Source organism: Leifsonia sp. EB34, assembly GCF_041260585.1.
Classification (GTDB): Bacteria; Actinomycetota; Actinomycetes; order Actinomycetales; family Microbacteriaceae; genus Leifsonia.
This window is the reverse complement of sequence record NZ_JBGCCV010000002.1, coordinates 1,203,862-1,227,315: the sequence shown is the minus strand read 5'-3', so window position 1 is coordinate 1,227,315 and position 23,454 is coordinate 1,203,862. Positions and strand designations below refer to the sequence as shown.

Sequence of the window (23,454 nt, the reverse complement as noted above, 5' to 3'; positions counted from 1 at the left end):
TGCGGATCCACAGCGGATCAGTCCAGAGGATGATCTGCGCGCGGCCGTCGCTCCGGGGCACTCACTCCGCCCGCTCGGCCGCTCCCCCGGTCAGGCCGTGCTCGAACGCGTAGACCACCATCTGCACCCGGTCGCGCAACCCCAGCTTCGCGAGGATGCGGCTGATGTGCGTCTTGACCGTCGCCTCGCTGAGGAACTCCGACCCGGCGATCTCCGAGTTGCTGAGCCCGCGGGAGGCGAGCACGAAGATCTCCCGCTCGCGGCTGGTGAGCGTGGCGAACTCCGGCGGCGTCTGGGTGCCCCGCCGGCTGTCCGAGAAGTACTCGAACAGCTCGCGGGTCGCCCCGGCCGCGATGACCGCGCTGCCGGCGTGGACCGTGCGGATGGCGGCGAGCAGGAACTCCGGCTCGGCGTCCTTCAGCACGAAGCCGCTGGCCCCGCTGCGGATCGCGCGCGCGGCCGCCTCGTCGAGGTCGAAGGTGGTGAGCACGATGATGCGGGCAGGCGCACGCCCCTCGCGCTCGGCCTCCTCCACGATGCGGGCGGTGGCGGCGATGCCGTCCATGACGGGCATCCGGATGTCCATCAGCACGACGTCCGGACGCTTCTCGCGTACGAGCGCGACGCCCTCCCGGCCGTCCGAGGCCTCCCCGGCGAACTCCAGGTCGGGCTGGGAGCCGATCAGCATGCGGATGCCCGCGCGGAACAGCGCCTGGTCGTCGACGAGGGCGACCGTGATCGGGGCGCTCACGCGCGCACTCCCGAGACCACCGGCAGGAACGCAGTCACCACGAAACCCTCGTCGGCAGGACCCGCCGACAGCGAGCCGCCCGCCAGGGTCGCGCGCTCGCGCATCCCGGGCAGTCCGTGCCCGATGCGCGGGAGGCCGCCGGTGGCCAGGGGTTCCGGTGTCGGTGTCTTCATACTGTTCCTCACGGTGATGACGATGCCCGGGCCGGAGTCGGCGCCGCCCGACTGGGCGAGGACGACGGAGGCCGGGCGGGTGGTGTCGCCGTGCCGGAGCGCGTTGGTGAGCGCTTCCTGCACGATGCGGTACGCGGCGATCTGCTGCGCGGAGCTGAGCCCGTCGAGCTCGCCGCGGCGCTCCATGGTGACGGGGAGGCCGGCGGCGCGCACCTGCTCCACGGTCTGCTCGACGTCGGCCAGCGACGGCTGCGGCCCTTCGGGCTGGCTCTGCCGGAGCTCGGCGAGCAGCACGCGCACGTCGACCAGGGCGGAGCGAGCGGTCGCGGCGATGGTCTCCAGTGCGGTGTCGACCGCATCCGTGCCGCCCGCGTCGGTGCGGCCCGCGGCTGGGTCGACGGTCTTTTGGTCGGCGTGCCGGGCGTAGCGGGCGCCGTCCGCCTGCGCGATGACGACGGCGAGCGAATGCGCGACGACGTCGTGCATGTCGCGGGCGATGCGGGTGCGTTCCTGCTCGACGACCACGACCTCCTCGGCGCGGTTGCGGTCGAGCTCGGCCACGATCTGGGCGTGCCGGGACGCCCGGGCGTTCCGCCAGGTGCGGGCGAGGAGGCCGAGCACCCACGACAGCCCGAGAACGGTCGCGCTCACCACGAAGAGGAACGCGAACTGGAGCGCCATCCCGGTGAGCTGGGACGAGAGCAGGTCGAAGTAACCCTGCGCGAGGGCGGAGGTCAGCGTGAGGTAGAGCGCGGCGACGAGCGCGCCGACCCCCGCCGAGATGAGCCCGGCGTAGCGGACGACCTTGTCGCCGTAGAGCGCCGTCGCGTAGAGCACGACGAGCACGGCGATGTCGCTGACCAGGATGTTGTGGCCGGTCGTCATCTGCACCGCGGCGGCGAGCCACGCGATCGCGAGCGAGACCGCCGGCGACATCCGGCGCAGGGCCACGGCGACCGCGAACACGATCAGCACGAGGAAGGTCGACCGCCCGCTCGCGTCCGGCACCAGGCTCGACGTGAAGTCCGTTACCAGGCAGAAGAAGACGTACGCGACGGCCCCGGCGATGTCGAAGGTGAGTTGCGGCCGGGTCAACCGCCGCACGAGCCGCGGGGCGTCGCCCTCCTCCGCCTCCGGGACGGCCGCGCCCCCGCCCGACGACGCCAGCCACACCAGCAGCGACGGGACGGGACCGGAGGGCGCGGTCGCCCGCTGCCGCGCGACGAGGAAGCCGAGCAGCCAGGCGCTGACGAACACGACGGCCAGCAGCAGGCTCATCATCAGCAGCCCGACGCCCTGGCTCGTGTAGTAGCCGCCGATCACCGGCCCGAACTGCGGGAACTTGAGGTCGCCGCGCACCGTGAAGAGGTACGCGAGCGCGGGCGCCCACAGGATGGCGGAGCCGAACCCGAACCAGCGCAGCACCTTCCCTCCGTGCGACGCGATCCCGAACAGCGCGATCACGACGGCGACGGCCGAGATCAGCCGGTGCGGCAGCGAGAGCGAACTCCCCTCGCTCAGCTCGGCGACGACCGCGAGCCAGGCGATCTCCAGCGCCACCACCGGAAGCACCCGGGAGAGCGCGACGGCGGCGCAGTACAGCAGCACCGCCAGGGCGCCGGCCAGGTCGAACGGGAGGCCGATGACCAGCCACACCCCGAACAGCACGACCGCCAGCGCGGGCTCCAGCACCCAACGGTGCGGCGCGAGTGCGCTCAGTACGCGGGCGCGATCTGGCATATCTCTACGTTAGGGGGCCGCGGGGCGCGCGCAGGTATCCGCGACGCGGAATCATCCTGCGGATGTACGCGCCGTCCCCCGGAGGCAGCGTCTAGAACCCCAGCCGCCCCAACTGCTTCGGGTCGCGCTGCCAGTCCTTCGCCACCTTCACCCGCAGCGACAGGAAGACCTTGCGGCCGAGACTCAGAGAGCGCGGCTGATCCGCGCCACCCTAGACGAGGCTTTCGGGCGGGCGCCGAGGACCCTGGTGTGGCCCTCGAGTGGGGCAGAGCGCCCCCGGCCTTGCGGTCGTACCCTCGTCGCCATGACCCTCATCACCGTTGTCGCGGGCATTGATTGGCTAGCCATTGCGGCGGACAGGCGCCTTACGTGGAACAACGACCCGTCCCGAACTAAGGACATAGACAACAAGGTTGCCATCCTTCACGGGGGGAAGATCATGGTGGGTTATGCGGGCGACGTATCGTGGCTGCCTGATCACACTCGATTTGAGGACTGGGTGCTCAGTGTCACGAAGGTGGCCCCGAGTAGGCAAATGCACGTGCTCCGCGAGGCTCTTCAAGCAGTCTGGCGAGACAATTTCACTGGGAACGGTCCGGCACTCGGCGTCATAGGAGTCGGCTACAAGCCGGGCGATGGTTACCGGCACCCCTTCATCACTGCCGTGTCTAACGCGGTGGGCCAGAACTTAGATTTCAACCCTCACCGGGTCATGGACCGTTTCCGCGTTCGGAGTTCGATGGTGAAAGTCGGACACCTGGCGATTGCGACCATGGGTTTCGGGCCGGAACCCGCGGATCAGCAAGTCCTTGGTGACAGCCTCGTTCCGCTGAGCGGGCCGTTGACGCTCCAATCGGTTTCTAGACTCCGGGAGTCGTTGGTTGACTTCCACCTTGCAACCGCCGAGTTAGCTAACGGAGTCGTCGGCACTCAGACCATGATCGTAACGGTTCCATTCGGTGCGTGGCCGGCTTCCTTCGTTCGGGTTGAACTGCAGGCGGACGGGGTGGGTGATTACGCTCAGACGCCAGTCGCATACACCTACAACGACCCGTCGGCGCGCCGTATTCAGCAGCGACCCTTCTTCGCTCCCGCAATCGAATCGCGCGGTTTCCAAACGTCGGGAGTAGAGATACGACTCGGGTCAACTGAGGAAATCGGCCCACCGGTAAACCTTCGAGAGGTGTCGTGGTGACCGTCCAGATGGGGACGACCTAGCCCGCGCGTACGGGTCGTTTCACAACTCGTGAGCGAGTCATAGACGCAAGCGCGCTCAATCCGCGACGCGGAATCATCCTGCGGATGTACGCGCCGTCCCCCGGAGGCAGCGCCTAGAACCCCAGCCGCCCCAACTGCTTCGGGTCGCGCTGCCAGTCCTTCGCCACCTTCACCCGCAGCGACAGGAAGACCTTGCGGCCGAGCAGCTCCTCGATCGGCTTCCTGGCCTCGGCGCCGACGTCGCGGATGCGGGCGCCGCCCTTGCCGATCACGATGGCCTTCTGGCTGTCGCGCTCGACGAACAGGTTGGCGTAGACCTCCACCAGGTCTTTGTCGTCGCGTTCGATGATGTCGTCGATCGTGACGGCGAGCGAGTGCGGCAGCTCGTCCTCGACGCCCTCCAGCACGGCCTCCCGGATGTACTCCGCGATGCGGTCCTCGAGGCCCTCGTCGGTGATCGCGTCCTCCGGGTAGAGCGGGCCGGGCGACTCCGGCAGCAGCTTCATCAGTTCGGACGTGAGGGTGTCGAGCTGGATGCTGCTCGTGGCGGAGATCGGGATGATCGCCTCCCACTCGCGCAGCGCCGAGACGGCGAGGAGCTGCTCGGCGACCTGGGTCTTGCCCGCCGCGTCGATCTTGGTGACGATCGCGACCTTCTTGGCGTTCGGGTAGTCGTCGAGCTGGTCGTTGATGAAGCGGTCGCCCGGGCCGATCTTCTCGTCCGCGGGCACGCAGAAGCCGATGACGTCCACGTCGCCGAGCGTGGACTGGACGAGCGTGTTCAGCCGCTCCCCGAGCAGGGTGCGCGGCCGGTGGATGCCGGGGGTGTCGACCAGAACGAGCTGGCCGCCGCGCTGGTGCACGATGCCGCGGATGGCGCGGCGGGTGGTCTGGGGCTTGGAGCTGGTGATCGCCACCTTCTCGCCGACGAGGGCGTTGGTGAGGGTCGACTTGCCCACGTTGGGGCGGCCGACGAACGAGACGAATCCGGCGTGGTACTCGCTCATGCGCGGGCCTCCTTGTGCTGGCGGTCGGACGTGGGGTGCTGGCGCTCCGGTTTGGAGTGCTGGCGTTCCGACTTGGGTTGTTTGGCGGGCTTGTGGGGGCGGTCGTCCTCGTGCGGCTCCGGCAGCAGCGCCGTGTCCCGCTCGACCAGCACCGTGCTCACGTGCTTGTGGCGGCCGTCGATCCGGTCGACGGTGAAGCGGAGGCCGTGCACCGCGACCGTGGAGCCGACCTCCGGGAGGCGGCCGAGCGCCTTCGCGACGAGGCCGCCGACGCTGTCGACGTCCTCGTCCTCGATCTCGAGGTCGAACAGCTCCCCGAGCTCGTCGATCGGCAGCCGGGTCGCGACCCGGAGCCGGCCGCCGCCGAGCTCCTGCACCAGCTCGACCTCGTGGTCGTACTCGTCGGAGATGTCGCCGATCAGCTCCTCGATGAGGTCCTCCAGCGTGACCAGGCCGGCGATGCCGCCGTACTCGTCCACCACCATCGCCAGGTGGTTGGACTCGAGCTGCATCTGCCGCAGCAGCGCGTCCGCCTTCTGCGACTCCGGCACGAACAGCGCCGGCCGCGCCAGCTCGCCCATCGTGAGCGTGTCGGCGCCGAGCGCGCTCTCATAGCTGAGCTTCGCCACGTCCTTCAGGTAGAGGATGCCGGCCACCTCGTCGGGGTCGCCGTCGATCACCGGCATCCGGGAGACGCCGGTGGAGAAGAACATCCCCATCGCGGTGCCGAGGCCGGCCGAGCTGTCGATGGTGATCATGTCGGTGCGCGGCACCATCACCTCGCGGACGACGGTGTCGCTGAACTCGAAGATCGAGTGGATGAGTTCGCGGTCGTCCTCCTCCAGCACATCGAACTCGGTCGCCTCGTCGACGATGCTGAGGAGCTGCTCCTCGCTGGTCACTGGCGCCGACCGCGCGCGCGACGGGGTGACCCGGTTGCCGAGCGCGACCAGGCCGCCCGGGATCGGGCCGAGCACGACGCGGATGCCGTGCACGAGGGGCGCCGTGAGCCGCAGCAGCGTGCGCGAGTTGGCCCGTCCGACACTGCGCGGGCTGGCGCCGACCAGCACGAACGAGACGCCCGTCATGATCGCCGCGGACAGGATCAGCGAGAGCCACCACTCCTCGAAGATCTGCTCGAACGCGAGCGTCACCAGCACCGCGGCGGTGGTCTCCGCGATGATGCGGCTGAAGTTGATCGCGTTGAAGTACGCCCCGGGGTCCTCGGCGATCGCCCGGAGGGACGTCTTCGCCCGGGAGGTCTCGGCGAGGTCGGCGATGTCGGCGCGCGACTGCACCGCCAGTGCCGAGTCCACGGCTGCCATGAGCCCGCCGAACGCGACCAGGAGGAACGCGACGACGAAGAACAGGGTCGGGAGCATCCGGCGCCTAGCGCTGTCGGTCGTAGCGGGAGAAGCCCACGAGGATGTCGCGCTGGATGCCGAACATCTCCCGCTCCTCCGCTGGCTCGGCGTGGTCGAAGCCGAGCAGGTGCAGGATGCCGTGCGTGGTCAGCAGCAGCAGCTCCTCCATGAGGGTGTGGCCGGCGGTCTCCGCCTGCACCTGGGCGACCTGCGGGCAGAGCACCACATCGCCGAGCAGGCCGGCCGGGGCCGGCTCCTCCTCGGTGCCGGGACGCAGCTCGTCCATCGGGAAGCTGAGGACGTCGGTCGGGCCCGGCTCGTCCATCCACTGCACGTGGAGCTGCTCCATCGCCGCCTCGTCCACCAGGACGATCGCGAGCTCGGCGTCCGGGTGCACGTGCATGATGTCGAGCGCGTAGCCGGCCAGGCGCTGCAGCGCGGACTCGTCCACCTCGATGGAGGACTCGTTGTTGATCTCGATGCTCATCGTGTCGGGCCCTGTCGCTTCGGGAGGTGGTCGCGTGGCGTGCCGGAGCGGCGCTCGGCGCGGTTGGCGAACTCGCGGGCCTCCTCGCGCTCGTACTGCCGCGCCTGCTGCTTCGCGTCGTACTCGGTGTAGGCGTCGACGATCCGGCCGACGAGGCTGTGCCGCACGACGTCGTCGCTGGTCAGCCGCGCGAAGTGGATGTCGTCGATGTCGTTCAGCACGCGGGTGACCAGCCGCAGGCCGCTCGCGGCGTTCGGGAGGTCGATCTGCGTGATGTCGCCGGTGACGACCATTTTGGAGTTGAAGCCGAGCCGGGTGAGGAACATCTTCATCTGCTCCGGCGTCGTGTTCTGCGCCTCGTCCAGGATGATGAACGAGTCGTTCAGCGTGCGGCCGCGCATGTAGGCCAGCGGCGCCACTTCGATGGTGCCGGCGGCGAGCAGCTTGGGCACGAGCTCCGGGTCGAGCATCTCGTTGAGCGCGTCGTACAGCGGTCTCAGGTACGGGTCGATCTTGTCGGTGAGGGTGCCGGGCAGGTAGCCGAGCCGCTCGCCGGCCTCAACCGCGGGGCGGGTGAGGATGATGCGGCTGACCTCCTTGCGCTGAAGCGACTGGACGGCCTTCGCCATCGCCAGGTAGGTCTTGCCGGTACCGGCCGGGCCGATGCCGAACACGATGGTGTTGTGGTCGATGGCGTCGACGTACTGGCTCTGGCCCAGCGTCTTCGGCCGGATGCTCTTGCCACGGGCGGTGAGGATCGCCTGGCTCAGCACGTCGGACGGGCTCAGGTTCAGGTCGCTGCGCATCATCCGCGCCGAGCTGGCGACCTCGGCCGGCCCGAGGTCCTGGCCGTTGCGGACCATCTGCAGCAGCTCCTCCAGCAGCGCGCGCGCCGCGGCGACCTGCGCCGGGTCGCCGGTGAGGCTGATCTCGTTGCCGCGCACGTGGACGTCGACCAGGGGGTACTGCCGCTCCAGCGTGGTCAACAGGCGGTCCTGGGGGCCGAGCAGCCGCACCATCTGGATCCCGTCGACGCTCAGGCGCGCCTCGGCCGAACCTCCCGCGTTCGCCGGGCCGCCAGGGGTCGTCGCTCCATCCGGGGTCGTCGGGTCACTCGTCGCCAAGGCTTCCTTCCTCGAGCCCGCCCTCGGGCGAGCCCAGTATGTGGGCGTGGACGTGGAACACGGTCTGTCCCGCGCCGGCGCCGGTGTTGAAGATCAGACGGAAGTCGCCGTCCGCGTGCTCGTCGGCGAGCTTCTGCGCGGTCGCGACGAGCTCGGCGAGCAGTGCGGGGTCTCCCGCGGCCAGCTCCACGACGTCGCGGTACTGCTCGGTCTTGGGCACCACCAGCAGGTGCAGCGGCGCCTTGGGCGCGATGTCGCGGAACGCGATGATGCGCTCGCTGTCGTACACGACGTCGGCCGGGATCTCCCCCGCGATGATGCGCGAGAAGATCGAACGCTCCCCTGTCTCCATGTGATCCATCCTATTCGCCGGTGTTCCTCTTCGCCGGTGTCATCGCAGCTTCGCCGGTGTCATCGCCGCGCGGGCCTACCAGCGCCCCAGCGCCGCGTTGAGCACGGCAAGCGCGGCGGGACCGGCGGTGGAGGTCCGCAGCACCGTATCCCCCAGCCGCACGACCTCCGCCCCCGCAGCCAGGAAAGCGTCCAGCTCCTGCGGCGCGATCCCGCCCTCCGGCCCGACCACGAGCGCCAGCGGCCGCCCGTCCGGCCGCACCGCGGTGAGCGGGGAGGCCGCTCCCGGCTCCAGCACCAGCACCCGGTGCGTCGCTGCCAGCGCCGCGACCTGCTTCGTCGTCGCGAGCTCCCCGACCTCCGGCGTCCACGCCCGGATCGACTGCTTGCTCGCCTCGCGCACGATCGCCGCCCAGCGGTCGCGGCCCTTCACGACCTTGGCGCCCTCCCAGCGCGACACCGAGCGCGAGGCCGACCACGGCACCACCGCGTCGACCCCGAGCTCGGTGGCGGCCTGCACGGCGAGTTCGTCGCGGTCGCCCTTCGCCAGGGCCTGGACGAGCGTGATCGCCGGTTCGGCGCGCGGGACGCGCTCCACGGCCTCCACGTCGATGGTCAGCTCGGTGTTGGTCGCGACCAGCACCTCGCCCGACGCGACCAGGCCGCGGCCGTTGCCGATGAGGACGCTCTCGCCCGGGCGGGTGCGGTTCACCGTGGCGGCGTGCTTGGCCTCCGGGCCGGTCAGCGTGAGCCGGGCGCCCACCTCGACGTCGGTGAGGTCCTCACGCAGGTAGAGCGAGCTCATCGCCGGCCCGTCAGAGGTTGAGGAACCGGTCGCGGAGCTTCGCGAACAGGCCTTGCTGGAAGCGCGCGAGCGACGGCTCCGGGTTGTGGTGGGTCGCGGCGAACTTCTTGATCAGCTCCTTCTCCTTGTGGTCGAGCTTCGTCGGCGTGACCACCTGGATGCCCACCCGCAGGTCGCCGCGGCCGCTGCCGCGCAGGTGCGTGATGCCGCGGTCCTTCACTGAGATGATGTCGGCGCTCTGGGTGCCGGGCTTCAGCTCGAGCCGGATGTCGCCGTCGAGCGCCTTCACCGTCGCGGTGGTGCCGAGGATGGCGTCGGCCATCGAAAGCTCCAGCGTGCAGAGCAGGTCGTCGCCGTCGCGGCTGAACACGTCGTGGTGCTTGACCTTGATCTCCAGGTAGAGGTCGCCGTTCGGGCCGCCGGCGGGGCCGGCCTCGCCGGAGCCCGGCATCTGCAGCCGGAGGCCGGTGTCGACGCCGGCGGGGATGTCCACCGGAACGGTGCGGCGCGCGCGGACGCGGCCCTGGCCCTGGCAGGTGACGCACGGCGTGGCGATGACGGTGCCGTAGCCGCGGCAGCTCCCGCACGGGCTGGAGGTCATCACGTTGCCGAGCAGCGAGCGCACCGAGCGCTGGATGCTGCCCGTGCCATGGCAGATGTCGCAGGTGACGGGCGCAGTGCCGGGCTGGCAGCACGAGCCGTTGCAGGTCTCGCAGACGACCGCGGTGTCGACGTCCAGCTCGCGATGCGTGCCGAAGATGACCTCCTCGAGCTCGACTTCCACCCGCAGCAGGGCGTCCTGGCCGCGCTCGCGCCGGGACCGCGGGCCGCGGGTCGCGCCGCCTCCCCCGCCGAAGAACGTCTCGAAGATGTCGCCGAAGCCGGCGAAGTCGCCCGCGCCCCCGCCACCGCCGAAACCGGTCGGGCCGCCCAGGTCGTACTGCTGCCGCTGCTGCGGGTCGCTCAGCACGTCGTAGGCGTGGGTCACGAGCTTGAAGCGCTCCTGCGCCTCCGAGCTCGGGTTGACGTCCGGGTGCAGCTCGCGCGCGAGCCGGCGGTACGCCTTCTTGATCTCGTCGGGGGTGGCGTTGCGGTCAACGCCGAGGACTTCGTAGTGGTCGGCCACGTAAGGCTGTTCCTTCTGTTCGGTGCGTCGGAGTTCTGAGGTCTGGGGTCAGTCGCCGAGGAGGCGGGAGAGGTAGCGTGCCACGGCGCGAACCGCGGCCATGTTGCCGGAGTAGTCCATCCGGAGCGGTCCGAGCAGGCCCACCCGGGCCAGGTCGGAGCCGGAACTGTACCCGCTGGACATGACGGAGGTCTCGGTCAGGCCGATGACGGCGTTCTCGCGGCCGATGCTGACCGCGACCCCGTGCTGGTCGAGCGCCATCTCGTCGAAGAGCCGCAGCAGGACGACCTGCTCCTCGATGGCCTCCAGCACCGGGGTGATGGAGCCGGGGAAGTCGGTCTCGGTGCGCGCCAGGTTGGCCGCGCCCGCCATGAGCAGCTTGTCCTGCCGGTTGGCGGCGATCTGGTCGAGCAGGGCGCTCGCCACCGGTGCGACGAGGGCACGGGTCCGGTCGGTCAGGTGCTCGGGCAGCTCGCGCAGCCGCACGGCCGCGTCGGCCAGCGAGAGCCCGGCCGCAGCGCCGTTGATCGCGCCGCGGATCTCGGCGATCTCGGCCTCGTCCAGCTCGTCCTGCAGCTCGATCACGCGCTGTTCGACCGCACCTGAGTCGGTGATGAGCACGCTCAGCAGCCGGCGGGAGCCGAGCGCGACCAGCTCGATGTGCCGGATGCGCGAGCGCGCCACCGACGGGTACTGCACGAGCGCGACCTGGTTGGTGAGCTGCGACAGCAGCCGCACCGTGCGGGAGAGCACATCGTCGACGTCGACCGACTGGCCGAGGAACGTCTCGATCGCCGTGCGCTGCGCCGCCGACAGCGGCCTGGCCTCCGCGAGGTGGTCGACGAAGAGCCGGTAGCCCTTGTCCGTCGGCACCCGGCCGGAGGAGGTGTGCGGGGCGACGATCAGCTCCTCCTCCTCGAGGAGGGCCATGTCGTTGCGGATCGTCGCGGCCGAGACGCCGAACGCGTGCCGCTCCACGATGCTCTTGGAGCCGACCGGCTCGCGCGAGGCGACGTAGTCCTGGACGATGACGCGGAGCACTTCCAGACTGCGTTCCGAGACCATGCGAACCGCCTCCTGTCGTCGCTTCGGCACCCGAGGATCGAGCACGGGAAGACATCGAATGAACTGGCACTCGATGATCCTGAGTGCTAATCATAACGCGTCGGCGTCGGAGGGCGATCACGACGCGACACGGATCATTTACCGCGCGGCTCCGGCGCAGTACCCTGTGCGCACCGGCTCGGAAAGCCCCCGCAGCCGCCCACGAAAGGGTTCCTCTCATGACAGACCCGAACCAGCCCCCGGCCGACGGCCAGGGCGAACAGCCACCGCAACAGCCGTACGGCCAGCAGCCCTACGGGTCCGCGCCCGGCCAGCCCGCCGGCGCGGTGCCTCCCCAGCAGCCCACCGTCCCTCCGCAGCAGCCCTACGGGGCTCCGACCGGTCAGCCCGCCGGCGCCGTCCCGCCGCAGCAGCAGTACGCGGGCGCCGCGGCCGCTCCCCTCGACCCCGCGCAGGACAAGCAGTGGGCGTCGTTCGCCCACCTCGGCGGGATCCTCTGGTTCCTGCCGTCGCTGATCATCTGGCTGGTGTTCAAGGACCGGGGCCGGCTCACCGACCAGGAGGCCAAGGAGGCCCTGAACTGGCAGATCACCTGGATCCTGGCCTGGGTCGTCTCCCAGATCCTCGGCGTGATCATCGGCTCGTTCACGTTCGGCATCGGCTACCTGCTGTTCAGCCTCCTCATCCCGTGGCTGCTGTACATCGTCAACCTGGTGTTCTCGATCCTCGGGTTCGTGCGCGTGAACAGTGGAGGGACGTACCGGTACCCGCTGAACTTCCGCTTCATCAAGTAGCGCCGCCCCCTAGGCTGAGACGCGTCATTCCCACTCACCGGAGGAGAAAACGACCATGTCCGCAACGCCCCCGCCCCCGCCGCCTCCGCAGCAGCCGCCGCAGCAGCCGTACGGAGGCCAGCAGCCGCAGCTCAGCCCGGCCGACGAGAAGCTGTGGGCGACGCTCATCCACGTCGGCGGCATCCTGTTCAGCTTCATCCCCGCCCTCGTTGGCTACCTGGTGCTGAAGGACCGCGGCCCGTTCATCCGCTCGCACACCGCGACCGCGCTGAACTTCCAGATCACGCTGGCGATCGCCACCGTCGTCGGCTGGATCCTCAGCGTCGTCGGCATCGGCCTCATCATCATCTTCGCGGTCTGGGTGCTGAACATCGTGTTCAGCATCATCGCCGCGATCAGGGCGAACCAGGGCCAGTTCTACACGTATCCGATCGCCATCAAGTTCGTGAGCTGAGTCTCGAACTACTCCTCGGCGAGCAGCCGCCGCACGACGGCGTCCGCCAGCAGCCGCCCTCGCAGGGTCAGCACCACCGACCCGGCGAGGGCGGCTTTCGCGTCCACGAGGCCGTCGGCGATCAGGCCGGCGACCGCACGGCGGCCTTCGCCGGTGAGCTCCCCGGTGCGCAGCCCCTCCCGGATGCGGGTGAGCAGGAGGACCCGCTCCACCCGCCGGGTCTCGGCGTCGAGCGTCTCCCGGCCGGCCGCGGGCGACTCCCCCGCCAGGACCCGCTGCGCGTACGCGGCGGGATGCTTCACGTTCCACCAGCGCACGCCGCCGACGTGGCTGTGGGCGCCGGGCCCGACACCCCACCAGTCGTGCCCGAGCCAGTAGGCGAGGTTGTGCCGGGAGCGGTGCGCCTCGTCCGTCGCCCAATTGCTGACCTCGTACCAGCCGTAGCCCGCCGCGCCGAGCCGCGCGTCGGCGAGCTCGTACATGTCCGCCTCGAGGTCGTCGTCGGGCTCCTGCACCGCGCCGGAGTGGATCTGCCGCGCCAGCTTGGTCCCCGGCTCCACGATGAGGGCGTACGCCGACACATGGTCGGGCTCGCACGCGAGGGCGGCGTCCAGCGACCGGGACCAGTCGTCCAGCGTCTCGCCGGGCGTGCCGTAGATGAGGTCGAGGCTGACCTGGAGCCCGGCCTCCCGCGCCCACCGGACGACCAGCGGGACACGCTCCGGATCGTGGGTGCGCTCCAGCGTGGCGAGCACGCTCGGCACCGCCGACTGCATCCCGAACGACACGCGCGTGAAACCGGCCTCCGCCAGCCGCCGCAGATCGTCGGCGTCGACCGAGTCCGGGTTGGCCTCCGTCGTGACCTCGGCCCCAGCGGCGATCCCCCAGGCGTCGCGCACCGCGCCGAGCATCGCGGCGAGGTCGCCGGGCGGCAGCAGGGTGGGCGTACCACCGCCGAAGAACACCGTGGACACCTCCCGTGCGGGGACCCCGCTGCGCTCCAGCGCCTCCCGCGCGAAGCCGACCTCGCGGACCGCGTGACCGGCGTAGTCGGACTGGGCGACGCCGCGCAGCTCGGTGGCCGTGTAGGTGTTGAAGTCGCAGTAGCCGCAGCGCACCCGGCAGAACGGCACGTGCAGGTACACGCCGAAGTCGCGCTCCCCGGCGCCGTCGGCCGTGCTCGCGGGGAGGAGACCGTCGGCGGGCGCCGGATCCCCGAGCGGGAGGGCGCCGGGCATCAGGCTGCCCGCGCCGGCAGCAGCGAGCGCAGGTATCGCTTGGTGAACCGCTTCTGCGTGGCACGCAGCACGGGCGAGGCCAGCCGGTAGAACGCGTTGGAGGGGCGCGAGAACGCGCGCACGACGAACCACACGGTCCCGTCGTCGCGCATCTCGACCAGGAAGGCCTCCTCGCCGCTCTCGGGGTGCCCCTTCAGCGTGCCGTACGCGAACCCGCGCCGGTGCGGCTCATCCACGACGTAGACCACGCGGCAGGGCGCGGACACCTTGAACGGCCCGAACGGCACCTTGAGCACCGCGGTCATCCCGTTCTGGATGAACGGCGTGCCGTCGTCGGCGAACACGTCCTCCGCCGTCTTGTGCTCGCGCATCCCCTTCGGAGTGCCGTCCTCGGCGTACTCGATGCCCTCGTACTGGACGCCGGTGCCCTCGTTCACCTCGGTCACCCGGATGCCGCTGTTGCGCTGCACGCCCCAGGTCATCAGCGCCGCGGCGGCGGAGTCGAACCGCTCCTGGCCGCTGCCCAGCCGCACCTTGCGCTCCAGTGGGCGGTAGCCCTTCGGCGGGTAGTAGAGCAGGTCAGCGGCCTGCGTGCCGCCGATGAACCCGTACGTGACGGGCTGGTCGGTGAAGCTGGTGCGGCGCATGGCATCTATCCTGCGGCAAATGGGGAGGGAGTGCGAACCCGGGGCGGGAAGGCTACTTCTTGTCTTTCTTCTCGGTGTCGCCGGAGAGCGCCGCGATGAACGCCTCCTGCGGAACCTCCACGCGGCCGACCATCTTCATGCGCTTCTTGCCCTCTTTCTGCTTCTCGAGGAGCTTGCGCTTGCGGGTGATGTCGCCGCCGTAGCACTTGGCGAGCACGTCCTTGCGCATCGCGCGGATGTTCTCGCGGGCGATGATCCGGGCGCCGATCGCGGCCTGGATGGGGACCTCGAACTGCTGGCGCGGGATCAGCTCGCGCAGCCGGCCGGCCATCATGGTGCCGTAGGCGTAGGCCTTGTCGCGGTGGACGATCGCGCTGAACGCGTCGACGGTCTCGCCCTGCAGGAGGATGTCCACCTTCACCAGGTCGGCCTCCTGCTCGCCGAACGGCTCGTAGTCCAGCGACGCGTAGCCGGCCGTCTTGCTCTTGAGCTGGTCGAAGAAGTCGAAGACGATCTCGCCGAGGGGCATCGTGTAGCGGATCTCGACGCGGTCCTCGCCGAGGTACTCCATGCCGAGCAGGGTGCCGCGGCGGCCCTGGCAGAGCTCCATGATGACGCCGACGTAGTCCTTCGGCGCGAGGATGGCCGCCTTGACGACCGGCTCCTCCACCCTGTCGATCTTGCCGCCGGGGAATTCGCTCGGGTTGGTGACCGTCACGACCTTCTTGTCCTCGGTCGTGACCTCGTAGATCACGCTCGGAGCGGTCGTGATGAGGTCGAGGCCGAACTCGCGCTCCAGCCGCTCGGTGACGATCTCCAGGTGCAGCAGTCCGAGGAAGCCGCAGCGGAAGCCGAAGCCGAGCGCCACCGAGGTCTCGGGCTCGTAGACGAGCGCGGCGTCGGACAGCTTCAGCTTGTCCAGTGCCTCGCGGAGCTCGGGGTAGTCGCTGCCGTCGATCGGGTACAGGCCCGAGAAGACCATCGGCTTCGGCTCGGTGTAGCCGGCGAGCGCCTGGGTCGCGGGCTTGGTCGCGGTGGTGACCGTGTCGCCGACCTTCGACTGGCGGACGTCCTTCACGCCGGTGATGAGGTAGCCCACCTCGCCGACGCCGAGGCCCTTCGACGGGGTCGGCTCGGGGGCGGAGACGCCGATCTCCAGGATCTCGTGGGTCGCCTTAGTCGACATCATCTGGATGCGCTCGCGCGGGCTGAGCTTGCCGTCCACCATGCGGACGTAGGTGACGACGCCGCGGTAGCTGTCGTAGACGGAGTCGAAGATCATGGCGCGCGCGGGAGCGTCGGCCACGCCGACGGGCGCGGGGATCTCCTGGACGACGCGGTCGAGCAGGGCTTCAACGCCCATGCCGGTCTTGCCGGAGACCCGCAGGACGTCCTCCGGGCGGCCGCCGATCAGGCTGGCGAGCTCCTGCGCGTACTTCTCCGGGTCGGCGGCGGGGAGGTCGATCTTGTTGAGCACCGGGATGATCGTGAGGTCGTTCTCCAGCGCCAGGTAGAGGTTCGCGAGCGTCTGGGCCTCGATGCCCTGCGCGGCGTCCACCAGCAGGATGGCGCCCTCGCACGCGGCGAGCGAGCGGGACACCTCGTAGGTGAAGTCCACGTGCCCGGGGGTGTCGATCATGTTGAGCGCGAAGGTGTCGCCGTCGACGGCCCACGGCATGCGCACGGCCTGGCTCTTGATCGTGATGCCGCGCTCGCGCTCGATGTCCATGCGGTCGAGGTACTGCGCGCGCATGTCCCGGTCGGAGACCACTCCGGTGATCTGCAGCATCCGGTCGGCCAGCGTCGACTTGCCGTGGTCGATGTGGGCGATGATGCAGAAGTTGCGGAGGGAGGCCGGGTCGGTCGCGGCGGGCTCGAGGGGCTTCAGGGCTCGTGGTGACATTGTGCGCTCATTCTCCCACGAACCGCACCCGCGTCCCGAACCGTCCCGAACCGTCCCGAACCCTCGAGTACGGGCGAAATCAGGCGAAAACCGCCGAGTACGCGGACAATCCGCGTACTCGGCGGGTGCTCGGCGGGGTGGGGTCAGGCGAAGCGCTCGGCGCGCTCGACGACGTGGCCGGCGCCGTCCTCCCAGCGGTAGACCTCGGCGCCGTCGATGACGACGAGCTCGGCGCGGGAGTTGACGTCCAGCGGGTCGCCCGACCAGACGACGATGTCGCCGTCCAGCCCGGGCTTCAGTGCGCCGACCCGGTCGTCCAGGCCGAGGAACGACGCCGGATTCACCGTCAGCGCCTCCAGCGCGGTATCGCGCGGCAGGCCCTCCTTCACGGCGAGCGACGCCTGGTGCACGAGGAAGTTGATCGGCACGACCGGGTGGTCGGTGGTGATCGCGACCCGCACGCCGGCGGCGGCGATGTGCGCGAGGTTGGCGATGGCCCGGTCGCGCAACTCGACCTTGGAGCGGGAGGTGAACATCGGGCCGAAGATCACCGGGATGTCGCGCTCGGCCAGCACATCGGCGATCTTGTGCGCCTCGGTGCCGTGGTTGACGACGAGCTTGTAGCCGAACTCGTCGGCGAGCCGGATCGCGGTCGCGATGTCGTCGTGGCGGTGGGTGTGCTGGTCCCAGACGAGCTCGCCGTCGAGGACCCGCGCCAGGGTCTCCTTGGTCAGGTCGCGCGCGAACGGCTTGCCGTCGCGCTCCGCCTCGGCGCGGGCCGCGGCGTAGTTCTGCGCTTCGACGAAGGCCTCACGGATGATCATGGCGACGCCGAGCCGCGTGCTCGGGGTCTGGTTCTTGCCGCCGTAGACGCGCTTCGGGTTCTCGCCGAGCGCGGACTTGACGCTCACGGCCGCCTTGATCACCTGCTCGTCGATGGTGCGACCGCCCCAGCTCTTGATCGCGACCGTCTGGCCGCCGATCGGGTTGCCGGAGCCGGGCTTGACGACGATCGCGGTCACGCCGCCCGCGAGCGCGTCGCGGAAGCCCTCGTCGTCGATGTTCACCGCGTCGATCGCGCGCACAGCGGCGGTGTTCGGCGTCGTCATCTCGTTGGTGTCGTCGCCGGCCGGGCCGTTCGCCTCCTCGTGGATGCCGACGTGCCCGTGCGCCTCCACGAAGCCGGGGAGCACCCACTTGCCGCTCGCGTCGACCACCCGGACGCCGTCCGGGACGACGACCTCCGCCGCCGGGCCGACCGTCGTGATCTTCCCGTCCTCGACGATCACCGTGCCCTTCTCGATCGGGTCTCCGGCGACCGGGACGACGTGGGCGTTGACGATGGCGATGCTGGCACGAGTCATGGGGTCGAGCCTACGCTTCGCGGGTGCCGTGGTTCGCGGCGCGGGAATGGTCCCGCGGGCTGCGCGTTGACCCCTGGCATGACCATTCTCCTGACCGGCGCGACCGGCTACATCGGATCCTCCGTCCTCCCCCGCCTCCTCGAGGAGGGCCACTCCGTCACAGCGCTCGTCCGCGACGAGGCGAAGGCGGAGGCTGTGCGAGCGGCCGGCGCCACCGCGGTGGTGGGCGACGCGACCGACGCGGAGCTCGTGACCCGGCTGGCGAGGGAGAGCGACGGCGTCATCCACCTGGCTTCCGGCTCGGACGTCGACCCGGTGTTCATCCCCGCCGTGCTGGACGGGCTCGCCGGCTCGGGCAAGCCGTTCGTACACACCGGCGGTGTCTGGAGCTACGGCTCGAACGCCGACATCGCCGAGGACTCCCCCGCTGCGCCGCCGGCGCTCACGGCGTGGCGCGGCGCGACGGAGGCGCTCGTGCTCGGCGCCGACGGCGTGCGCGGCACGGTGGTGGTCCCGTCCATCGTCTACGGGCACGGCAAGGGGCTCGCCCGGGTCGTCGTGGACGCGCCGCGCGGCGCCGGCGACGACGCTCCGCTGCGCCTGATCGGCGACGGATCGCAGCACTGGGCGACCGTGCACGTGGACGACCTCGGGGCCCTGTACGTGCTCGCGCTCGAGCACGGGTCGGCCGGCTCGGTGTACATCGGCGCGAGCGGCGCCAACCCGACCGTGCGGGAGCTCGGGGAGCTTGCCGCGGCCGCCGCGGGAGCGTCCAGCGTCGTGGCGGAGGCCGTCGCCGAGACCGAGGCGCGGCTCGGCGCGGACCTCACCGAAGCGCTGCTCCTCGACCAGCAGGCGCGCGGCACGAAGGCACGGATCGACCTCGGCTGGGAGCCCAACGGCCCGGCTCTCGTCGACGAGATCGCGACCGGCAGCTACGCGCCGGAGTTTGCGCGCTCCTGAGCGGCCACGCCTTCCGGATCCGGCTCGCCTCGCGCGTTTTGGCGGAACTGTCCGCCGCTGGTAAAGTTGTTTGTTGGCTTGCGTGTGGGTGTCCCGCACGAACGCCGCAAGGCGCCCTCTCTCGCTGAGCGGCACATCCGATCACTCATTTCGAACGAAAGTAACCATTCGTGGCAAACATCAAGTCGCAGATCAAGCGCAACAAGACCAACAAGAAGGCGCAGGAGCGCAACAAGGCGGTCAAGAGCCAGCTCAAGACGGCCATCCGCGCCACGCGCGAGGCCGTCGTCGCCGGCGACAAGGAGAAGGCGACCGCGGCGCTGCGCGTCGCCGCGAAGCGGATCGACAAGGCCGCCAGCAAGGGCGTCATCCACAAGAACCAGGCGGCGAACCGCAAGTCGGCCATCGCCAAGCAGGTCGCCGCGCTCTGACACGGTGACCGCTCGCGGGACCTGTCCCGCGCCGCGACGAGCCCCCGCCCCGTATCCACGGGAGCGGGGGCTCGCTGCATCTGCGGGAGCTGCGAGCCCCCGAAGGCGAAGGCGAAGGCGAAGGCGCTGCGGCGAAGCGACTGCGACCGGCGGCGGTCAGGCGCGGCCGCGGGCGCTGACGATGCGGATCATCCGCTCCAGAGCGAACACCGGGTCGCGGCCGCCGCCCTTCACGTTGGCGTCGGTCTCGGCGAGGACCTCGATGCAGCGGCCGAGGCCGTCCTCCGTCCAGCCGGAGAGGTCGCGGCGCGCGCGATCGACCTGCCACGGCGCAAGCCCGAACTGCTGGGCGAGCTGACCGGACCCGCCGCGGGCCCCGGAGACCTTCGCCATCGTCCGGATCTTGCTCGCGAACGCCGCTACCATCGGCACCGGGTCGGCGCCGGACGCCAGCGCGTGCCGCATCGTCACCAGCGCGTCGCCGTACCGGCCGGCGATCGCCTGATCCGCGACCTGGAACGCGTTGGTCTCGACCCGTCCGCCGTAGTACTTGTCGACCGTGGTCTCGGTGATCTGGTCGGCCGCGTCGGAGATGAGCTGCTGGCACGCCGCGGCCAGTTCCGCGAGATCGTCCGTGAACGCGGATGTGAGCGCCCGGAGCGCCCCCGGTGCGATCTTGCGTCCAGCGGCGGCGAACTCCGCCTGAGCGAAGTCGTACTTCTCGGTGTCCTTCTTGAGCTCGGTGCAGACGACCTCCACGCCCCCGCCTGCACCCGACCGGATCGCGTCGAGCAGTTTCTTGCCGCGCACCCCGCCCGCGTGACGCAGGACGACGACCGCGCCCTCGGCGGGCGCCGCGAGGTAGTCGAGCATGTCGGACAGGAACCCGTCGCCGGTCTTCTCGACCGCGTCGACCCGGATCAGCCGCGGCTCCCCGAACAGGGAGGGGCTCGCGAGCGTGAGCAACTCCCCCGGCGCGTAGTCCGCCGCGGAGAGGTCGCTGACCTCCAGACTCGGGTCCTCCTGCTTGAGGCGGTCGCGCAGCAGCCGCGTGGCGCGGTCGGCGAGGAAGCCCTCCGTGCCCGAGACGAGGACCACCGGCGCGGGCCGGATCTGGTCCCAGGCGAGCTGCGGGATCGCGCTCTTGACGGCGGCACCGCCCGCCCGGCCTCGCGAGCCGCCCGAGCCGCCCCTGCTGTTGCTTCGTGTCGCCACGTTCCTCCTCGTCCGTATCCAGGATAGAGGCGACCACCGGCAGAGCCGGCCGCCGCCGCGGCGTCCGCACGCTCGCCCCAGACTCTCGGGCCGTCCGGGCCGGCGGACACCAGCAGGAGGCCCGACCGGTCGGTGCGCGCGCTCGTGGTCCCGGAGCGGGCGAGCAGCTCGAACGCCCGGCGGGTCGGATGCCCGTAGCCGTTGTCCGCCCCGACGGAAAGCAGGCCGACCCGCGCGTGGATGGTGTCGTACAGCGCTTCGCTCTGGTCGGCCGACCCGTGATGCGCGACCTTCACCACGTCGGTCGCGCCCAGCGCACCGGTCGACACGAGCTGCTCCTGCTCGCGTTCGCCGAGGTCGCCGAGGAACAGCCCGCTGAGGCCGGTCCCTTCTGTGCGCACGACGAGGCTGCCGGGGTTCCCGCTGAGCGCGGTCTCCCCCGGCCCGACCGGCGGAGGCCACACGATCCGCCAGCGCAGCGCGCCGAGCGCGCCCTCGATGCCCGCGTGGGCCTGCTTCACCGCTATGCCGCCCGCCTTCAGCCGGTCGACGAGGGCGTGGTCGGACGGACGGTCCGCCTGGCCGACGATGGCGCGATCGGTGCGGCCGAGCACGGCGTCGGCGCCGCCGACGTGATCGATGTCGAAGTGCGTCAGGAGCACCCAGTCGAGCCGCGTGATCCCGAGCGTGTCCAGACAGTCGGTCACCGGTTGGATATGCCGGCCCACGTCGATGAGGCCGATGTGATCGCCGTCGCGCAGCAGGAGGGCGTCGCCCTGGCCGACGTCGCACGCGGCGTACACCCAGTCCGCGGGTCTCCCCCAGGAACGTCCGGCGCCGATCCCGCCGAGCGCTCCCGCATACACGGTCGCTCCGCCGAGGAGTCCGACCGCGGCGACAGCCGTCACGGCGCGCGGGAGCCGCGCACGCGCGGCGAGGAGTGCGACGGCTACGAGGGTCAGCGCGCACAGCGCGACACCCACGATCCCGTCCGGCCACGGCAGCGCAGCTCCGGGCAGGCCGGCGGAGAACCGCGCGACGGCCGCGATCATGGCGGACGGCAGCCAGGCCAGCCAGACGACGACCTGCCCGAGCGCCGGCGCCCACGTCAGCACCAGGCAGGCGACGCAGCCGAGCACCGTCGCGACGGGCGCGGCCGGCTCGGCCACCAGGTTGGCCAGGACGCCGAACAGCGGAAGCGTGGGCGTCAGCAGGATCAGCACCGGCTGGCAGGCGAGCTGCGCGGCCAGCGGCACCGCGAGCGCGAACGCCACGCTCCGCGGCAGCCACCTCCCGAGGCCGTGGGCGAGCGGCCTCGCGAGCACCAGGAGGCCCGCGGTCGCGAGCACCGAGAGCGCGAACCCGTAGTCGCGCGCCAGCCACGGGTCGCGCGCGAGCAGCACGACCACCGCGAGGGCGAGCGCGGGCAGACCGTCGGCGACGCGGCCGCGGGCGAGGCCGACGAGCACGACGGCCGCCATGGTCGCGGCGCGGATCACGCTGGCCCCGGGCCCGACCAGCACGACGAACGCCGCCAGCGACGTCGCCGCCACGACGATGCGGGAACGGCGGCCGAGTCCGGCCAGGCGAGCGAGAAGGAACACCAGCCCGGTCACGAGCGCGCAGTTGGCCCCGGAGACCGCGGTCAGGTGGCTGAGGGCGCTCACCTTCATCGCGTCGTCGAGGTCGGCGCCGACGTTCGTCTCATCCCCGATCGCCAGTCCGGGTAGGAGGTCCCCGCCGTCGCCCGGGGTCGCGGACGCGGCGTCGGCGAAGGCGGCACGCACCGGCGCGGGCCAGGCGAGCCACCACGGCGGCGGCTCGCGCACCTCCGGGGGCGCTGTGCCGCGGAGCATGAAGGTGGTGGCCTCCCCCGGCTCGTTCGCGTGGACGCTCATGCTGCCGGCGATCACCGTGCCGAGGGCAAAGGCGCGGACGGAGTGGACCGTGCCGGGAATGAGGACCGAGACCGGTACTCCGGCGTGGACGGCCGGGTGCGGATGAGCGGCGATGCCCGATGCAACTTCCGCTGCGGGGACGGTGGTCCCGCGCAGCCGCCAGCGCTCCGCACCGTCCAGTCCCGCCGCCGCCCGCTTCGGCGCACTCTCCACGCGAAGGGCGACCTCCACGGTGCCGTGGTGGGTGGAGGCCTCCTCGAGCACTGCGTCGGTGCGGCCCGGTGCCAGCGCCGCGATCGACGTGGCGCCGAGCGCGATGGCGGCCGAAGAGATGACGACCAGAGGGCTGATGACGACAGAGCTGGCGACGGCCGGCCACCGCCGACGTGCTGCGGTGGCCGGCCACCGCCGAGGTGCTGCGGGCGGGCGTGGGTCCCACGGCCCATGACGGGGCGCGGGACTGCCGCGTCGCCGCCGCGGCCACCGCTCCAACCGCGGCCACCGCGGCCACCGGCCAAAAGCGCCACGGCCAACGCCGCCACAGCACCCATCCCCGCGACGGCCGCCACGACCGGCATCGCCCCCGCGACGCCCACCCCCACCGCGCAGCACACCCACAGCGCTGCGGCCGGTATCGCCAGTCGGAGATCGGGCATCAGACGGTCACCTTGTCCTTGATGCCGTCGAAGAGCTTCTGGCCGATACCGGTGACCTTGAGGAGGTCGGTCACCGCACCGAACCGTCCATTCGATGTGCGCCAATCCACGATGCGCTGCGCCATCGCGGGCCCGATCCGCGGGAGGGTCTCGAACTGGGCGGCGGACGCCATATTCAGGTCGACCGGGGCACCATCGGCGGCGCCGGCGACGGGACCCGCGCCATCGCCGCCGTCGGCGACCACGACCTCACCCACCAGCGGCGCCCGCAACTGCTCGCCGTCGTGCACCCGGCGCGCGAGGTTGACCCCGGCGGGGTCGGCCCCTTCGGCGAAACCGCCCGCCGCTTCCACCGCGTCGACCACGCGCGCGCCCGGCTGCAGCCGGATCAGCCCCGGCTTGTTGACCGCGCCGGAGACATGGACGAAGAGTTCGGCGCCGGCCAGATCACTAGGTGTCGGTATGGCGGACACGGACGCGGACACCGACGGCGTCACCGCCCCCACCGGCAATTCCCGCCCGCCGTTCAACCCGGAGATGACCGCCGCCACCACGAAGGCCACCACCAGCAGCACCGCCGCCGCGCCGATCCCGACCTTCAGCCGGCGTGACGGCGCGCGTTCCGTGTCCTCGTCCCGATGTCGCATCCCCTCACGCTACGAAGGGCGCGGACGCGAGAA

The 23,454-nt window shown here is 70.9% G+C and carries 21 protein-coding genes and 1 pseudogene; 5 read left to right on the top strand and 17 right to left on the bottom strand.

The features are described from left to right. Positions 1-61 precede the first annotated feature (61 nt). Positions 62-751 (bottom strand): response regulator, encoded by a 690-nt coding sequence (locus tag ABIA36_RS15285; RefSeq protein WP_369963382.1) that lies wholly within the window; start codon positions 749-751, stop codon positions 62-64. Further along, on the bottom strand, positions 748-2,664 hold the full coding sequence (locus ABIA36_RS15280) for a sensor histidine kinase (RefSeq protein WP_369963380.1): 1,917 nt from the start codon (positions 2,662-2,664) through the stop codon (positions 748-750). The genes ABIA36_RS15285 and ABIA36_RS15280 overlap by 4 nt, the downstream gene beginning before the upstream one ends. Before the next feature lie 304 nt (positions 2,665-2,968). Here ABIA36_RS15280 and ABIA36_RS15275 point away from each other — a divergent pair, with 304 nt between their 5' ends. Next, positions 2,969-3,859 carry a hypothetical protein gene (locus ABIA36_RS15275; RefSeq protein WP_369963378.1) on the top strand — a complete coding sequence of 297 codons (891 nt, stop codon included), beginning with the start codon at positions 2,969-2,971 and terminating at the stop codon, positions 3,857-3,859. A gap of 136 nt (positions 3,860-3,995) precedes the next feature. Here ABIA36_RS15275 and era read toward each other — a convergent pair whose 3' ends face one another. The 8 genes from era to hrcA form a co-directional block, all read right to left on the bottom strand. Then, entirely contained in the window at positions 3,996-4,889 is an 894-nt protein-coding gene (gene era / locus ABIA36_RS15270) for a GTPase Era (protein ID WP_369963377.1), read from the bottom strand. Beyond that, the gene (locus ABIA36_RS15265; protein WP_369963375.1) at positions 4,886-6,271 is read right to left on the bottom strand and encodes a hemolysin family protein; all 1,386 of its coding nucleotides are present in this window, start codon (positions 6,269-6,271) and stop codon (positions 4,886-4,888) included. Before ABIA36_RS15265 ends, era begins: the two co-directional genes overlap by 4 nt. A gap of 7 nt (positions 6,272-6,278) precedes the next feature. Continuing rightward, positions 6,279-6,740 (bottom strand): rRNA maturation RNase YbeY, encoded by a 462-nt coding sequence (gene ybeY / locus ABIA36_RS15260; protein WP_369963373.1) that lies wholly within the window; start codon positions 6,738-6,740, stop codon positions 6,279-6,281. Then, the gene (locus ABIA36_RS15255; protein WP_369963767.1) at positions 6,737-7,759 is read right to left on the bottom strand and encodes a PhoH family protein; all 1,023 of its coding nucleotides are present in this window, start codon (positions 7,757-7,759) and stop codon (positions 6,737-6,739) included. Before ABIA36_RS15255 ends, ybeY begins: the two co-directional genes overlap by 4 nt. Before the next feature lie 91 nt (positions 7,760-7,850). After that, positions 7,851-8,216, bottom strand: a complete 366-nt coding sequence (locus ABIA36_RS15250; protein ID WP_369963371.1) for a histidine triad nucleotide-binding protein — start codon at positions 8,214-8,216, stop codon at positions 7,851-7,853. Positions 8,217-8,291: 75 nt separating this feature from the next. Beyond that, on the bottom strand, positions 8,292-9,020 hold the full coding sequence (locus ABIA36_RS15245; protein ID WP_369963370.1) for a 16S rRNA (uracil(1498)-N(3))-methyltransferase: 729 nt from the start codon (positions 9,018-9,020) through the stop codon (positions 8,292-8,294). 10 nt (positions 9,021-9,030) lie between these two features. Then, positions 9,031-10,146, bottom strand: a complete 1,116-nt coding sequence (gene dnaJ / locus ABIA36_RS15240; protein WP_369963369.1) for a molecular chaperone DnaJ — start codon at positions 10,144-10,146, stop codon at positions 9,031-9,033. A gap of 48 nt (positions 10,147-10,194) precedes the next feature. Then, positions 10,195-11,211 (bottom strand): heat-inducible transcriptional repressor HrcA, encoded by a 1,017-nt coding sequence (hrcA, locus tag ABIA36_RS15235; RefSeq protein WP_369963368.1) that lies wholly within the window; start codon positions 11,209-11,211, stop codon positions 10,195-10,197. A 218-nt stretch (positions 11,212-11,429) separates the two neighbouring features. Here hrcA and ABIA36_RS15230 point away from each other — a divergent pair, with 218 nt between their 5' ends. Beyond that, the gene (locus tag ABIA36_RS15230) at positions 11,430-12,005 is read left to right on the top strand and encodes a DUF4870 domain-containing protein (RefSeq protein WP_369963367.1); all 576 of its coding nucleotides are present in this window, start codon (positions 11,430-11,432) and stop codon (positions 12,003-12,005) included. A gap of 55 nt (positions 12,006-12,060) precedes the next feature. After that, positions 12,061-12,459, top strand: a complete 399-nt coding sequence (locus ABIA36_RS15225) for a DUF4870 domain-containing protein (RefSeq protein WP_369963365.1) — start codon at positions 12,061-12,063, stop codon at positions 12,457-12,459. Positions 12,460-12,467: 8 nt separating this feature from the next. Here ABIA36_RS15225 and hemW read toward each other — a convergent pair whose 3' ends face one another. The 4 genes from hemW to ABIA36_RS15205 all read right to left on the bottom strand — a co-directional run bounded on the left by hemW (position 12,468) and on the right by ABIA36_RS15205 (position 17,611). Beyond that, positions 12,468-13,697, bottom strand: a complete 1,230-nt coding sequence (gene hemW / locus ABIA36_RS15220) for a radical SAM family heme chaperone HemW (protein ID WP_369963364.1) — start codon at positions 13,695-13,697, stop codon at positions 12,468-12,470. Beyond that, the gene (locus ABIA36_RS15215) at positions 13,697-14,344 is read right to left on the bottom strand and encodes a DUF1990 family protein (protein ID WP_369963363.1); all 648 of its coding nucleotides are present in this window, start codon (positions 14,342-14,344) and stop codon (positions 13,697-13,699) included. Before ABIA36_RS15215 ends, hemW begins: the two co-directional genes overlap by 1 nt. A gap of 52 nt (positions 14,345-14,396) precedes the next feature. Next, entirely contained in the window at positions 14,397-16,247 is a 1,851-nt protein-coding gene (lepA, locus tag ABIA36_RS15210) for a translation elongation factor 4 (RefSeq protein ID WP_369963361.1), read from the bottom strand. A 143-nt stretch (positions 16,248-16,390) separates the two neighbouring features. Further along, positions 16,391-17,611, bottom strand: a complete 1,221-nt coding sequence (locus ABIA36_RS15205) for an amidohydrolase (RefSeq protein ID WP_369963360.1) — start codon at positions 17,609-17,611, stop codon at positions 16,391-16,393. A 78-nt stretch (positions 17,612-17,689) separates the two neighbouring features. Here ABIA36_RS15205 and ABIA36_RS15200 point away from each other — a divergent pair, with 78 nt between their 5' ends. Beyond that, on the top strand, positions 17,690-18,574 hold the full coding sequence (locus ABIA36_RS15200; protein ID WP_369963358.1) for an NAD-dependent epimerase/dehydratase family protein: 885 nt from the start codon (positions 17,690-17,692) through the stop codon (positions 18,572-18,574). A 170-nt stretch (positions 18,575-18,744) separates the two neighbouring features. Further along, positions 18,745-19,005: a 30S ribosomal protein S20 gene (rpsT, locus tag ABIA36_RS15195; RefSeq protein WP_345835022.1), complete on the top strand. Its 261-nt coding sequence runs from the start codon at positions 18,745-18,747 to the stop codon at positions 19,003-19,005. 156 nt (positions 19,006-19,161) lie between these two features. Here rpsT and holA read toward each other — a convergent pair whose 3' ends face one another. The 3 genes and pseudogenes from holA to ABIA36_RS15180 all read right to left on the bottom strand — a co-directional run bounded on the left by holA (position 19,162) and on the right by ABIA36_RS15180 (position 23,421). Further along, entirely contained in the window at positions 19,162-20,220 is a 1,059-nt protein-coding gene (gene holA / locus ABIA36_RS15190) for a DNA polymerase III subunit delta (protein ID WP_369963356.1), read from the bottom strand. A 608-nt stretch (positions 20,221-20,828) separates the two neighbouring features. Continuing rightward, positions 20,829-22,076, bottom strand: a pseudogene (locus tag ABIA36_RS15185) (ComEC/Rec2 family competence protein); the annotation flags it as partial. Positions 22,077-22,773: 697 nt separating this feature from the next. Further along, entirely contained in the window at positions 22,774-23,421 is a 648-nt protein-coding gene (locus ABIA36_RS15180) for a helix-hairpin-helix domain-containing protein (RefSeq protein ID WP_369963354.1), read from the bottom strand. Between the last annotated feature and the right edge of the window lie 33 nt (positions 23,422-23,454).

Coding starts and splice junctions, on each gene's coding strand:
- ABIA36_RS15280 (WP_369963380.1), bottom strand. CDS start 2,664: ATGCCAGATCGCGCCCGCGTACTGAGCGCACTCGCGCCGCACCGTTGG.
- ABIA36_RS15275 (WP_369963378.1), top strand. CDS start 2,969: ATGACCCTCATCACCGTTGTCGCGGGCATTGATTGGCTAGCCATTGCG.
- era (WP_369963377.1), bottom strand. CDS start 4,889: ATGAGCGAGTACCACGCCGGATTCGTCTCGTTCGTCGGCCGCCCCAAC.
- ABIA36_RS15265 (WP_369963375.1), bottom strand. CDS start 6,271: ATGCTCCCGACCCTGTTCTTCGTCGTCGCGTTCCTCCTGGTCGCGTTC.
- ybeY (WP_369963373.1), bottom strand. CDS start 6,740: ATGAGCATCGAGATCAACAACGAGTCCTCCATCGAGGTGGACGAGTCC.
- ABIA36_RS15255 (WP_369963767.1), bottom strand. CDS start 7,759: ATGGTGCGGCTGCTCGGCCCCCAGGACCGCCTGTTGACCACGCTGGAG.
- ABIA36_RS15250 (WP_369963371.1), bottom strand. CDS start 8,216: ATGGAGACAGGGGAGCGTTCGATCTTCTCGCGCATCATCGCGGGGGAG.
- ABIA36_RS15245 (WP_369963370.1), bottom strand. CDS start 9,020: ATGAGCTCGCTCTACCTGCGTGAGGACCTCACCGACGTCGAGGTGGGC.
- hrcA (WP_369963368.1), bottom strand. CDS start 11,211: ATGGTCTCGGAACGCAGTCTGGAAGTGCTCCGCGTCATCGTCCAGGAC.
- ABIA36_RS15230 (WP_369963367.1), top strand. CDS start 11,430: ATGACAGACCCGAACCAGCCCCCGGCCGACGGCCAGGGCGAACAGCCA.
- ABIA36_RS15225 (WP_369963365.1), top strand. CDS start 12,061: ATGTCCGCAACGCCCCCGCCCCCGCCGCCTCCGCAGCAGCCGCCGCAG.
- hemW (WP_369963364.1), bottom strand. CDS start 13,697: ATGCCCGGCGCCCTCCCGCTCGGGGATCCGGCGCCCGCCGACGGTCTC.
- ABIA36_RS15215 (WP_369963363.1), bottom strand. CDS start 14,344: ATGCGCCGCACCAGCTTCACCGACCAGCCCGTCACGTACGGGTTCATC.
- lepA (WP_369963361.1), bottom strand. CDS start 16,247: ATGTCACCACGAGCCCTGAAGCCCCTCGAGCCCGCCGCGACCGACCCG.
- ABIA36_RS15205 (WP_369963360.1), bottom strand. CDS start 17,611: ATGACTCGTGCCAGCATCGCCATCGTCAACGCCCACGTCGTCCCGGTC.
- ABIA36_RS15200 (WP_369963358.1), top strand. CDS start 17,690: ATGACCATTCTCCTGACCGGCGCGACCGGCTACATCGGATCCTCCGTC.
- ABIA36_RS15180 (WP_369963354.1), bottom strand. CDS start 23,421: ATGCGACATCGGGACGAGGACACGGAACGCGCGCCGTCACGCCGGCTG.